This is a genomic window from Micromonospora sp. NPDC047620, from assembly GCF_043205005.1.
Classification (GTDB): domain Bacteria; phylum Actinomycetota; class Actinomycetes; order Mycobacteriales; family Micromonosporaceae; genus Micromonospora.
Genome location: NZ_JBIDDG010000022.1, coordinates 1 through 12,601, shown reverse-complemented (window position 1 = coordinate 12,601; position 12,601 = coordinate 1). Strand labels below are relative to the sequence as shown.

Below are 12,601 nucleotides of genomic sequence, written 5' to 3'. Positions count from 1 at the left end.
AGCGCGGGCCGGCCTGCGGGGCGATGATGTGCCGATGGCCGATCCCGTCGCCGACGTCGCCACCCGGACACGCCGCCGCGCGACGCCCGCGGACGGCCGTCCCACCCCACGTGGTCCCCGCGCCACCGGCCCCTGGGCGGTCGCGGCGGCCACGACGGTGGTGCTCCTGCTGCTCTCCGGCCGCTACGGCTACCACCGCGACGAGCTGTACTTCCTGCTCTGCGGCCGGCACCTCGACTGGGGCTACGTCGACCAGGGCCCCCTGGTCCCGGCGCTGGCCCGGCTGACGGACACGATCGCCCCGGGCAGCCTGGTGGCGCTGCGCACCCCGTCGGCGGTGATCGGCGGCGCGGCGGTCCTGCTGGTCGCCGCGATCGCCCGCGAGTTCGGCGCCGGGCGAGGCGCGCAGACATACGCCGCGTTTCTCGCCGCGACCGCCGGCATCGTCCTCGCCGGCGGTCACCTGCTCAGCACCACCAGCGTCGACCTGCTGGTCTGGTTGGCAGCCGCGCTGGGCACGGTGCGGATGCTGCGCACCGGGGACAGCCGTTGGGCTCTCGGCGTCGGGCTCGCGCTCGGCGTCGGCATGCTCAACAAGCTGCTGCCGGCCCTGCTCGCCGTGGGCCTGCTGGCCGGGCTCCTGATCGCCGGGCCGCGGCCGCTCCTGCGCGACCGGTGGGTGCTCGCTGCCGCAGCCCTCTTCCTGCTGCTCGCCGTGCCGACCGTGACATGGCAGGCGGCACACGACTTCCCGCAACTGTCGGTGGCCGCCTCGATTGCCGGCGGCGACAGCTCCTACAGTGGCCGGCTCGACGCGCTCGTCCTCCAGTTCGTCATCATCAGCCCCTTCACGGTGCCGATCTGGGTCGCCGGGCTGGTGACGCTGCTGCGCCGGCCGGCCTGGCGGGCTTATCGGGCCGTCGGGTGGGCCTGGCTGGTGGTGGTCGCCATCGTGCTGCTCGCCGGCGGCAAGGGCTACTACGACGCCCCGCTGCTGCTGGTGCTCACCGCCGCCGGGGCGGTCGTCACCGCCGGCTGGGCCGCCCGAGGTCGCGTGCTGCCGCGCCGGGCCCTGCTGACCGTGGGCGCCGTGCTGACCGCTGTCAGCAGCGCGGTGCTGCTGCTGCCGGTCCTGCCCGCCGACCGGCTGCCCGGCTTCGTCGTCGCCGCCAACTACGACGCCGGCGAGACCATCGGCTGGCCCGCCTTCGCCGACTCGCTCGCCACCGTCCACCGTGGCCTGCCCGCCGACCAGCGGCAGCGGGCCGTCATCCTCACCGCCAACTACGGCGAGGCCGGCGCCGTGGCCCGCTACGGCCCGGCGCGCGACCTGCCGCCCGCCTACTCCGGCCACAACAGCATGGCCGCCTTCGGCCGCCCCCCGGAAACCGCGGACGTGGTGCTCGCGGTCGGGTTCGCGCGGCCGGACCGGCTGCGCGGCTGGTTCTCCGAGGTCACCCTCGCCGGCCGGGTGGACCAGCGGGTCGAGGTCGACAACGACGAGAACGGCGGGCCGATCTGGCTCTGCCGCGGCCTGCGGCGTCCGTGGGCCGCGATCTGGGACACCGAGGTACGCCACCGCGGCTGACCGGCGACCGGGGGCGCTCTGGCGACTCACGGCTCGTACGCCCGCGTCGGGCCCGCTCTGCGCCGCGCAACCGGGTACGGCAGAGTGGCACCCGACGACCGAGGGCGGCCCGACGGGCCGGGCGGAAGGATGGTGGCCGTGGAGGGTCCGACCGGGGTGGTGTTCCCCAAGACCGACGCGGGGCGCAGCACCTCCGCGCTCGGGCGGGCCGTCGTCGCCGACGCACTGCGGGCCGTCGACGCGGTCGGCGCGCGCTCGGCCGAACACGAGACGAACTGGCGGCACGGATACCTCGGGCACTTCCGGCGGCTCGTCGAGGCCGGGCTGCTCTCCCGCGACGCCGCGGTCACCATCGCCCGGGACGGGCTCGCCGCGCTGCACCGCCGGATGAGCGTGGTCCACGCCGACGGCACCGAGATCGGCCTCGGCGAGGTGTTCACCACCGCCACCGACGTCGCGCCGCTGCACACCGCGACGGTCGCCGGCACCGGTGAGGTCCAGCGGGAGCTGTCCCTGCCGTACCGGGGCCAGCGGCTGCGCGGCGACGACCTGCGCCGCCGGCTCGACGCCTGGGTCACCGCCGGCGTCGTCGAGCCGTCCTGTGCCGAGGCCGTACGCGCCGTCATGGCGAACCCCGACTGGCTCGACCTGCGCGACCAGCGCATCGTGGTGCTCGGCGCGGGCGCCGAGATGGGTCCGCTGCCGTCCGTGCTGCGCTGGGGTGGCGACGTGGTCGCCGTCGACCTGCCGCGGCCGGAGATCTGGCGGCGGCTGCTGCACACGACGCGCCGCTGCGGCGGCCGGCTCCACCTGCCCGTGCCTGCCGGCACCGGCCCCGACGACGAGGCGCTGGCCGCCCGCGCCGGCGCCGACCTGCTGCACAACCTCCCGCAGGTGGCCGACTGGCTGCTCGGCGTCGACGGCCGGCTCGTGCTCGGCAACTACGTCTACGCCGACGGCGCGACCAACGTCCGGGTCGCCACGGCCGTCGACGCGCTCACGCTGCGGCTGCAGGACCGCCGCGACGACGTGGCGCTCGCCTTCCTGGCCACCCCCACCGACGTCTTCGCCGTCCCCGGCGACGCGGTACGCCACGCCGAACGGGGCTACGCGGCGCGCGGGATCGTCCGCCGGTCGCTGCGGGTCGCCTCCGGGGGCAGGCTCCTGCACCGCAACTACCCGCCGGGCGTCGACCCTCGCGTCAACGACAGCCTCGTCCCGCAGCAGGGGCCCAACTACGCGCTGGCGAAGCGGCTGCAACGGTGGCGGGCGACGGTGGCCCGCGACGCCGGGTCCACCGTGTCGTTCGCGGTGGCGCCGCCCACCCGCACCCGCTCGGTGCTGCGCAACCGCGCGCTGGCCGCCGCGTACGCGGGCGCGCACCGGTTCGGCATCGAGGTGTTCGAGCCGGCGACCAGCAACACGCTGATGGCCGCGCTGCTGGTGCACGCCCTGCGCACCGGCGGGCCGTCGCTGCCGCTCCCGTGGCAGGACGAGGCGTACGCCGCGGCGCACGGCGGCCTGTGGCGGGTGCCGTACGCCCCGCGCAGCGCCCTGGGCCTCGCCGTCCTGCTGGGCTTCGGGGGCGCGCGCACCTGACCGCTTCCCGCGGCGGCCCACCGCTCCTGGAACCCCGGGCGTGACGTCGCCTGGCTCAGCTGCCGGCCGCGTTCCTCAGCCAAGCCGTGGAAATCCGCCGAAGCAGGAGCAGCATCACTCGCACCAGGGTGGGTCGGCCTCACCCGGATCGGGTGGAACCTGGGCTGCGACCGCGGGCGGCGTGGGGAAATCATCCGATCCGGGTGATGCAACAGTGCCTCGCTCCCGGTCAGGGTGGGTACGCGGCTCATCCTGGCTCGGCACCCATTCGAGGGAGGCGGACGTGTCGAATCCCACCACGAGCTTCTTCCAAGCGCTCGGCCGGCGCGGCCACGAAGCCCTCCTCGAGGAGGTCACCGGGACCATCCGGTTCGACCTCACCCACGAGCAGGGCGTCGACCGCTGGTTCGTGGCGATCGAACGGGGCGATGTCCGCGTTTCGCGGGACGGGGGCGAGGCCGACTGCGCCCTCCACGGCAGCCGGGCGACCTTCGACCGCATCGTCAGTGGCCAGTCGCAGCTCTACCCGGCGTGGCTGCGCAACGAAATCAGAGCGGAGGGCGATCTCCTGCTGTCCCGCACCTTCCTACGGCTCATGCCGGGGCCGCCTGGAGCCCAGCACCCTCGGGATCTCGGCCGCGAGCGGAGACGTGCGGCATGAGCGACGGCCTCGTCCGACTGCTGGACGGCAACATGTTCGTGGTCAGCGAGGAGACCGGCGACATCGACGCGTCCCCCACCATCCCGACTGGTTTCTTCTCGTTCGACACCCGATTCCTGTCGAAGTGGATCCTGTCCATCAATGGCCAACGGGTCAACGCGCTCACCGTCGAGGAGGTCGAATACTTCGAGAGCCGCTTTGTCGTCGTCCCGATACTCCCCAATCCGCTCCTCGACGTCGGCGTTTCGGCCATTCGCGACCGTTCCATCGGCGGAAGCTTCAACGAGCGACTGACGGTGATCAACCACCAACCCGAGCCCGTCGACCTGCGGATCCGGATCGACGTCGAGAGCGACTTCGCCGACCTTTTCGAGATCAAGGATGTGCGGAACAAGAGGGGGAGGTACTACTTCCGGATCGACGGCGGGTGCCTGCGTCTCGGCTATCAGCGGGAGGCGTTCTGCCGGGAGACCCTGGTTTCGTCCAGCGCGCCGGCCCGAGTCGATGAGCGGGGCCTGACGTATCACGTTCGGCTCGGACCGCACGGCCAGTGGTTCACCGACCTACACGTGCGGGCGCTGGGCCTGGGCGGGCGCGACCTTCGGGAGAGCTTGGAAGGCAGACCCGGTCGGACCACAGAGCAGATTCGACAGGACCTGGCCGACCGACTCGCGGAGGCACCCAGCCTCACCTGCGACTCCCCCACGTTGGCGATGACCTACCGGCGCAGCCTGGCTGACCTCGCCGCGCTGCACTTCGCGCCGTTGATCGCCGGCACACATGCCATCCCCGCCGCCGGCCTGCCGTGGTTCATGGCGATCTTCGGCCGGGACAGCATCCTCACCAGCATCCAGGCGCTGCCGTTCGCGCCCGACCTCGCCGCCACGACGCTACGCATGCTGGCCGTGCGCCAGGGCTCCGTTCTGGATGACTTCCGCGAGGAGGAGCCGGGCAAGATTCTCCACGAGATGCGGTACGGGGAGACGACCGCGTTCGAGGAGCAGCCGCACGCGCCGTACTTCGGTAGCGCCGACGCGACACCTCTCTACGTCATCCTGCTCGACGAATACGAGCGGTGGACCGGCGACGGCGCCCTGGTGCGGTCTCTCGAGCGTTCCGCGAGAGCCGCCCTGCACTGGATCGACGAGTACGGCGACATCATGGGCGACGGCTACGTCTGGTACCAGCGCCGCAACGAGCTCAACGGGCTGGAGAACCAGTGCTGGAAGGACTCCTGGGACTCGATCTCCTTCCGGGACGGCCGGCTGCCCAGCCTGCCGCGGGCGACCTGCGAGCTGCAGGGCTACGCCTACGACGCCAAGATCCGCGGCGCGCGGCTGGCCCGCGAGTTCTGGCACGATCCGGCGTACGCCGACCGCCTCGAACAACAGGCGGCCGACCTCAAGCAACGCTTCAACCGCGACTTCTGGGTCTGCGACGGCGAGTACTACGCCCTCGCCCTCGACGGCGACGGCCGCCAGGTCGACGCCCTCTCCTCGAACATCGGCCACCTCCTGTGGAGCGGCATCGTCGACGAATCCCGAGCCGGAAAGATCGCCGAACACCTGCTCGGCCCCCAACTGTTCTCTGGCTGGGGCGTACGCACCCTCGCGCAGGGGCAGGGACGCTACAACCCGATCGGCTACCACGTCGGCACCGTCTGGCCGTTCGACAACTCCTTCATCGCCTGGGGGCTACGCCGCTACGGCTTCCACCAGGAGGCTGGGCACATCGCCGAGGGAATCATCGACGCCGCGGAACACTTCGACGGGCGGCTGCCCGAGGCGTTCGGCGGCTACGAGCGGACGCTGACCAGATATCCCGTGCTGTACCCCACGGCGTGCAGCCCGCAGGCGTGGTCCACCGGCACTCCGCTGTTGCTGCTGCGAACCATGCTCGGCATGGAGCCACGCGGCGAGCACCTGGTGACCAGACCGGCCGTGCCTCCGAGCATGGGCCGGATCGAACTGCTCCACATCCCCGGACGGTGGGGCAGAGCCGGTGCCCTGGGACGCGCCCACCCGAAGTGACCCTGATGCGGCAGGGCGCCCGCCGGGCCGACGCCGACGGCAACGCCGTGGAGAGGGTGGCGACCCCGTCACCGCCACCAAGCTGGTCAGCGCAACGGGCGGCACCTGGGGTTGCTACGCCCCGCGGGGTCGGTAGCCGATCTCGGCCAGGTCGTCCGCCAAGTCTTCCATCGTCAGCTCAGAGTTCAGGTGTACGTTCTCGTTGAACATGTCGCCTTCTCATGGAGATGTCACCCGAGATGTCGCTTGCGACATTTCCGTGAGACGCGATTCGGCGTGGCGTCCATCGATCTCGATCCAGGGCAGCGAGGCCATCCCACACGCGGCGTGGGATGGTGACAGTCAGGGAGGCAGCGACATGTCCAGCGGGCAGTTGTACGACACCATCGGAGCCACTTACACCGTGACGCGGCGCACCGAGCCGCGGATCGCCGCAAGGATCTGGGCCGCGCTCGGCGATGCACGGACGGTACTGAATGTCGGGGCCGGCACCGGCTCCTACGAGCCCCCCGACCGCGACGTCACCGCGGTGGAACCGTCGGCGCTCATGCGGGCGCAGCGCCCCGCAGACGCAGCGCCGTGCGTGGCTGCCGCCGCGGAGAGCCTCCCGTTCGAGGACCAGTCCTTCGACGCCGCGATGGCTGTTTCCACCGTTCACCACTGGCCGGACCCGATCGGCGGGCTGCGCGAGATGCGGCGTGTGGCCCGCCGCGTGGTGGTGTTCACGCACGACGCCAGTGACACCGGATGGCGCCGCCGGTTCTGGCTCACCCGCGACTACCTGCCCGAGGTCGCAGACATTCTCGCCGGCCGACCTTCGCTGACCGAGCAGGCCGGCGCCATCGGAGCCCGCATGGAGCCGGTGCTCATTCCGTGGGACTGCGCCGACGGCCTCTTCGAGGCCTACTGGCGCCGGCCCGAGGCATACCTGGACGAGAACGTCCGTCGCGGGGTATCGGTCTGGGCCAGAGTCGGCCCGGAGGCCGAGCAGCGGGCAGTGCACAGCCTCCGTGATGACCTCGCCTCAGGCCGGTGGGCCGAACGCAACCGCGACCTCGTCGCTCTCGACGCAGCAGAGCTCGGCCTTCGCCTGCTCGTAACCTGAAACCGCCGCAGACTGGCGGTCGGCTGGGTTTCGAGTCATGGGCGGGCTGCGCACTGCGATGGCTGTACGGCGGTCATGCGTGGCACCCGCACCTGACGGTCTTCGGCGCCGGGTCGGCGCTCTGGTGCTGCCCTGTCGATGCGCGGGCCCAGCCGGGGGTGATGTCGAGGGCCGAGGGCGGCGGCGATCTCGGCCGCCGTCCCCCGGTGCGTACCGTCCCGCCAGATCACGCTTCCATTGCAGGGCTCGGCCCTGGCATGAGCGGCGCGTCCCGTGCGAGGAGGTAGCGGGCAGCCGCCATGAGCGCCTCGGGCGAGTCCTGGAACGCGCCGAGGCCAACGGTGCACTCGGTGCAGAGTAGGCCGCGCACCCGCCGGGAGTTGTGGCAACGGTCCACGACGAGGCGGAACGGCTCGGAGTTCGGCGTCCCGTCAAGTCGTGGCCGGCCTCGGGACCTGACCCTTAGTTCGCTCTCGTGTTTGCCGCAGATGGCGCACCGATAGTCCTGGGCCTCGCGCCACGCGTCGTACTCCTGCGGCCTGATTCGGTAGAAGGACCAGAGGTTGTCGGCTCGGACCTTGTCCGGATTGGCCCTGCGGTTCTTGTGGTTGTTGGCGCGGGCGTACTCGCGGCACGGGGCGCACGAGAGCAGCTCGCGTCCGGCCTTCATGAAGCTGTCGAGCGGTCGCGTCTTCTCGCATCGGCTGCACACTTTGGACACGTCGCAACAATATCGCGTTCTGTTGTTACCCAAGAACAGTCATTATGATGTGCGTCCGGTTTGTCGGCCTTGTCCGTGCCTGTTTCCGGATTGTCATTACTGATAATCCGATAATCGATGGGCGGCGCAGAGTTGGGCGCTCCCGGGTTGAGGAACATCGCAACGGAAGCCGGCGGTGAGCCCCAGCCGCTGCTGTTCGGTCGGTGGTGCGGTGGATGTGGGCCAGGGCGATGTCCCGTGGACGGTTCTGGCCGACCCGGAGGGCAACGAGTTCTGCGTCCTCACCCCCGGCTGACACGGAGCCTTGCGACCCTCACCGTGGCACCAGCGACGGCTACCGGCCGGGCCTCGACGACACCATCGCCTCTACCACCGAGGGTCTGGAGAGATCGTGTCGCGAGCGCCGGTCTGGTCCTTCGATCCGGCCGAACTCCACGGCTACCGTGTCAACGATCCGGCAAGTCGGCCTGTCTCCGGGCCGGGTCCAGTCGGCAGCCGAGGTAGGCGTCCAGTGCTGCGGCACCGGTGAGCATGGCGCGGCTGCGGGCCGAAAGGCGGGCATGCCAGTCGCGCAGCATCGATCCAAGGGGTGCGACGCCTCCGGCGGAGCGGACTTGGACGATCAGCGGGGCGATCTGCTCCAGCAGGTAGCCGCCTCGTCTGAGCTGGTGGATGAGTAGGGCGTCGCGTACGTCGGCCGCGCTGTAGACCCGGTAGCCCGTCTGCGGGTCGCGGCGCGGCCGGACCAGGCCGGCGCGTTCCCATTTGCGCAGGGTGGCTGGGCGTACGCCGAGCCTCCTCGCCAGGGGGCCGACGAACGTGTCGCCGCGTTCTTGCGGTACGGGACTGAGGTCGCAAAGCGCGGCTTCGACGGCCTGGAGGGTGTGGCGGTCGTCGAGAAGCTGGGCGTGACTTTCGTCGATGAGCCGCAGGGCGTCCTCGGTCGCGTCGCGGTTGATCGCCTGCATGATCGCCGCGGCCGTCTGATGGCCATGCCCGGCCACGAGGGCGAGGAACGCGTGCAGGGCGTGCGCGTGCAGCGGAGTGTAGGTGCGGTAGCCGTGCGGGGTGCGTTCGGCGTCCGGAAGGATGCCAGCCGCCTCGTAGTTCCTGATCGCCTGTGTGGACAGACCGTGCCGGCGCGCCAGGTCAACCGGCCTGAGCTGTCTGTCGTTTTGAAGGTTTCGCCGCACTGTCCTGCCGATGTCGCGCACAACTTTCAACCGTCGGTTCAACGATACCGTTGATGGTATGACCACCGGTATCACAGACACCGCTCATGTCGTTGACGCTGCCTCTGTCATGGGGCTGCTTCCGGCTCGGCCCCGATTGCTCGCCTTGGGCGAGCCCACCCACGGCGAGGACGTTCTGCTCGACGTGCGAAACGAGCTCTTCCGGCAACTCGTCGAGCGGGAGGGCTACCGGACGGTCGCGATCGAGAGCGACTGCCTGATGGGCGTGGTCGTGGACGACTACGTCACCTCGGGCACGGGCACCCTCGACGAGGTCATGGAGCGCGGCTTCAGCCACGGGTTCGGCGCGTCCGCAGCCAACCGCGAGCTGGTGAGCTGGATGCGCGCGTACAACGACGGACGGTCCGCGTCCGAGCGGCTGCGCTTCGCCGGTTTCGATGGCCCGCTGGAGATCACCGGCGCCGCGAGCCCTCGGCAGGCCCTCACCGCACTCCACGCCTACCTCACCGCCTGGGTTGACGCCGACCTGCTTCCCTGCACCCCGGAAACGCTCGACCGCCTGATCGGCGCCGACGACCGGTGGACCAGTCCCGCCGCGATGATGGACCCGTCCCAGTCCGTGGGGCAGACGGCCGAGGCCAAACAGTTGCGGCTGCTCGCCGACGACCTGGTAGCCCTGCTCGACGCGCAGACGCCACACCTGGTCGCGGCGTCCGCGCCAGACGACTGGGACCGGGCACGCATGTACGGCCGTACCGCCACCGGGCTGCTGCGGTACCACTTCTGGATGGCCGACCCGTCACCGAGCCGCATGGCGCGGTTGCTGGGCGCGCGGGCTTCGATGATGGCCGCCAACCTGCTCGCCATCGCCGAGCGCGGTCCGGCGCTGGCGCACGCCCACAACGGACATCTGCAGCGGGACAAGAGCATGATGCAGATGGGCGGCCTGCCGGTGGAATGGTGGAGTGCCGGGGCGATCGTCAGCGCCCGACTGGGCGAGGGGTACGCCTTCATGGCCACGGCCCTCGGCACGATCCGCCACCACGGCGTGGACACCCCACCCCCGGACACCATCGAAGGACTCCTGTACGCGCTCCCGGAGGACCGATACGTCGTCGACGCCCGCCGGCTGGCCGTCGCCCTCGACGACGTGACGCCCGCTCCCCGCGTGTCCCCCTGGTTCGGCTACTCCCCGCTCGACCCGGCCCACCTGGCAAGCAATGACGGGATCGTGTTCGTCAAAGACGCCCCTGCGGGGCGAACGTGGTGGCCGGTGGCGTGAGCATCGACAGGTCGTCAACGGTCCGGGTGGCGACCGGGCATCCGGGACGCCCCGGCGGTTCACCGGGGTCAGCCCGACGTTGCAGCCATCGGCGACCAGCCCGGCGATTACCATGATCGGTTTGTGGATGTTACGGCGCCGTGGGTGCGGACGTCGTGGACCAAGCGGTCCCGGGGCGGGCCAGCGGCGGCGCGTCGGAACGCGGCACCGGTGGGTTTCGTTCTGCCGACGCTCAGGTGCCCCGCCGTCCACGAGGTGTTGATGGACGAGGCGCGCGGATTCGAGCCGCGGGAGTCGTCGCGGGACGGGCAGCCGGACCGGGCCGACGTGCTGATGAAGGAGACCGACGGCCGGCTGCGCGTGGAGCTGGTGGTGACGCCCTGGGCCCTCGATCGTGGCGTCGTACGCCTCCTTGCCCTTCAGATGGAAGGTGCCGAAGACCGTCCACTCGGTGTCGTCGGTGAGACAGGACAGGATCTGCGCGTGGTCAGGACGGGGTACGGCGGGCCCGATGGTTGGCGTGCTTGCGGACCGCGAAGTCGTACGCGTCGGCCAGCAGCGTGCGCACCGTGCCCAGGGTCGCCTCGCCGGGGTTCACCACGCACACCCAGTGCTGCGCCGCGTAGACCGGATGCGGCAGGACGACGTCCGTCGCCGCGTGGTCGACGCGCGCGTCCGTCTCGCCGTGCTCGCCCCGCGTCGACGGGGCCCCGAACAGGGCCGCGTACCCGGCCCGGGTCAACCCGATGTTGAGCCGCCAGAAGCCCTGCCGGCTCAACGCGGAGGCGGTGTCGTAGTGGTCGCCGGTCACGATCGTCGCGAACGGCAACTGCCGCTCGGCCGGCAGGTCCCGTTGCGGGTCGTAGAGAAAGAAGGTATCCCCGTTCGCCTCGGGTGCGGTCACCCCGGCGAAGGTCCGGCAGATGTAGAGCTTCATTTCGTCGACGTCCATGCCTCAAGTTTTTCATTTAAATGCTTATTGAGACCTGCGCGCCATTTGTCCGCATTTGGAAGCACTGAACCCTCAACTCGGGGCGCAACCCGGCCGTGCGCCGCGGCGACCGTGCGCCCCGGCGGCGGGCGAGGCCGCCGGAGCGCACGCACCACGGGCCGCCGCTAGCCGGTCGCGTCGAGAACGGGGATGAGCTGCTCCTCCTCGTACGCCAGATGGGCCTCCAGCTCGGTGATGAGCCGCGCGACCTCCCGGCGGACCTCGACCGGGTCGGCGTCGGGTGCGCCGACGACCTGCTGGAGACGCGCGACGAGCGCCGCGATCCGTTGGTGTTCCTCGCGCAGCCGCGCCAGGGTAGGGGCGAGGTCGGGGCGCTGCCCGTCGAGGGCGGCGAACATGCCCTCGTCCTCGTTGGTGTGGTGGTGGTGCAGGCCCTGGCAGACGGTCAGGCAGTTCACCCGCAGCTGCGCGCCCAGGCCCGCACCGCAGCGGTCGACCTCGTCGCGAATCAGCGCGAGTTCCCGCCGGAACGCGTCGTGGACCAGTTTGAGCGCCGCGCCCCAGGACGGCGCGTTCGGCGGCCCGCCCGCCACCTGGTGTAACGCCAGCACCGGGATCACCCGCGACGTCTTCGCCTGGTACGCGGCCCAGCCCGGGTCGGCCTCCACGGCCCGGGCGAAGACCGCGTCGCGTTCGTTCCCGGTCAGCACCTCCGCGCGCGCCTGGTAGGTGAAGACGCCGTCCTCCACAGTGGCGAGCGGGTCGGCGCGCAGGTTGTGGTACCAGTCCGGGTGCTTCGGGCCGCCTCCGGCGGAGGCGATGACCAGGATGCGGTCCGAGTCGGGCAGGTAGCCGACCGGGGTGGTGTGCGGGGCTCCCGAGCGGGCCCCGGTGGTGGTGAGCAGGATGAGCCGGGCGCCCTCGAAGGGGCCGCCGACGCGGCCGGCGTTGGCGCGGAACTCGTCGATGATCTGCTGGTTGAAGTCGTTGGGCATGCTCTGCTTTCTGCTGGGCAGGAGGAGTGCGGCCACAGTGGATCGCCCGCCCGGCGACCGGTGGCGGCGAAGGTGGAGTCGCGCCGGCGTACGACCGGCGTGGACGGTGGGAAGGGCGCGCGAAGCGGTGGACGCGACGTCGACACCGGAAGATGTGGCGCATCGGCGGGCCGCGGGCCCGCCCCCGGCTCACCGGATGGCCGGGTGCCCTGTCCGCTCGTGGCCCATGGCCGACCCGGCAGTCACGGGTCCGACCCTAGCGGCCCGCGACGGCCGAGGGCAACGATGTCCGGTTGCGCCGTGCGTGGGGTGCTGGCACGGTCGGGGATTGACATCCTCCCCGTCCTAGAGGACGGGGATTCCCTGGGTCGCCCCAGGGGTTCCTGTTTCATCGCCGACCGCCCCGTTCGGGAGGGTTCCCGTTGAGGTCTTACACCGGCTCCACAGGCAGACACCGCCAGCCCGGCGGTCAGGA

The 12,601-nt window shown here is 71.2% G+C and carries 9 protein-coding genes and 2 pseudogenes; 7 read left to right on the top strand and 4 right to left on the bottom strand.

Going from position 1 to position 12,601, the window contains the following annotated elements; all coding sequences use genetic code 11:
• Window positions 1-34 precede the first annotated feature (34 nt).
• From ACGF5C_RS24115 to ACGF5C_RS24095, 5 genes and pseudogenes are all read left to right on the top strand, one after another.
• Window positions 35-1,588 (top strand): glycosyltransferase family 39 protein, encoded by a 1,554-nt coding sequence (locus ACGF5C_RS24115; protein ID WP_393305035.1) that lies wholly within the window; start codon window positions 35-37, stop codon window positions 1,586-1,588.
• 138 nt (window positions 1,589-1,726) lie between these two features.
• The gene (locus ACGF5C_RS24110; RefSeq protein WP_393305033.1) at window positions 1,727-3,187 is read left to right on the top strand and encodes a hypothetical protein; all 1,461 of its coding nucleotides are present in this window, start codon (window positions 1,727-1,729) and stop codon (window positions 3,185-3,187) included.
• A gap of 283 nt (window positions 3,188-3,470) precedes the next feature.
• Window positions 3,471-3,848, top strand: coding sequence for an SCP2 sterol-binding domain-containing protein (locus tag ACGF5C_RS24105; RefSeq protein ID WP_393305031.1), 378 nt, complete (start codon window positions 3,471-3,473; stop codon window positions 3,846-3,848).
• A complete protein-coding gene (locus ACGF5C_RS24100) occupies window positions 3,845-5,878 on the top strand; it encodes a glycogen debranching N-terminal domain-containing protein (protein ID WP_393305029.1) in 2,034 nt (677 codons plus the stop codon). The genes ACGF5C_RS24105 and ACGF5C_RS24100 overlap by 4 nt, the downstream gene beginning before the upstream one ends.
• 370 nt (window positions 5,879-6,248) lie before the next feature.
• Window positions 6,249-6,983, top strand: a pseudogene (locus ACGF5C_RS24095) (class I SAM-dependent methyltransferase); the annotation flags it as partial.
• A gap of 226 nt (window positions 6,984-7,209) precedes the next feature.
• On the opposite strand, the gene ACGF5C_RS24090 reads toward ACGF5C_RS24095, so the two are convergent.
• Entirely contained in the window at window positions 7,210-7,704 is a 495-nt protein-coding gene (locus ACGF5C_RS24090; protein WP_393305027.1) for an endonuclease domain-containing protein, read from the bottom strand.
• 175 nt (window positions 7,705-7,879) lie between these two features.
• Between ACGF5C_RS24090 and ACGF5C_RS24085 the strand changes: the two are divergent.
• Window positions 7,880-7,987: pseudogene (locus ACGF5C_RS24085) on the top strand (VOC family protein); the annotation flags it as partial.
• Window positions 7,988-8,150: 163 nt separating this feature from the next.
• On the opposite strand, the gene ACGF5C_RS24080 reads toward ACGF5C_RS24085, so the two are convergent.
• Window positions 8,151-8,918 carry a TioE family transcriptional regulator gene (locus tag ACGF5C_RS24080; RefSeq protein ID WP_393305025.1) on the bottom strand — a complete coding sequence of 256 codons (768 nt, stop codon included), beginning with the start codon at window positions 8,916-8,918 and terminating at the stop codon, window positions 8,151-8,153.
• A 124-nt stretch (window positions 8,919-9,042) separates the two neighbouring features.
• On the opposite strand from ACGF5C_RS24080, the gene ACGF5C_RS24075 reads away from it, so the two are divergent.
• Window positions 9,043-10,179, top strand: a complete 1,137-nt coding sequence (locus ACGF5C_RS24075) for an erythromycin esterase family protein (protein WP_393305023.1) — start codon at window positions 9,043-9,045, stop codon at window positions 10,177-10,179.
• A 487-nt stretch (window positions 10,180-10,666) separates the two neighbouring features.
• On the opposite strand, the gene ACGF5C_RS24070 is transcribed toward ACGF5C_RS24075, so the two are convergent.
• Complete coding sequence (locus ACGF5C_RS24070; protein ID WP_393305021.1) at window positions 10,667-11,131, bottom strand: DUF6194 family protein; 465 nt, start codon at window positions 11,129-11,131, stop codon at window positions 10,667-10,669.
• Window positions 11,132-11,295: 164 nt separating this feature from the next.
• Complete coding sequence (locus tag ACGF5C_RS24065) at window positions 11,296-12,126, bottom strand: nitroreductase/quinone reductase family protein (RefSeq protein WP_393305019.1); 831 nt, start codon at window positions 12,124-12,126, stop codon at window positions 11,296-11,298.
• Window positions 12,127-12,601 lie beyond the last annotated feature (475 nt).

Coding starts and splice junctions, on each gene's coding strand:
- ACGF5C_RS24115 (WP_393305035.1), top strand. CDS start 35: ATGGCCGATCCCGTCGCCGACGTCGCCACCCGGACACGCCGCCGCGCG.
- ACGF5C_RS24100 (WP_393305029.1), top strand. CDS start 3,845: ATGAGCGACGGCCTCGTCCGACTGCTGGACGGCAACATGTTCGTGGTC.
- ACGF5C_RS24070 (WP_393305021.1), bottom strand. CDS start 11,131: ATGGACGTCGACGAAATGAAGCTCTACATCTGCCGGACCTTCGCCGGG.
- ACGF5C_RS24065 (WP_393305019.1), bottom strand. CDS start 12,126: ATGCCCAACGACTTCAACCAGCAGATCATCGACGAGTTCCGCGCCAAC.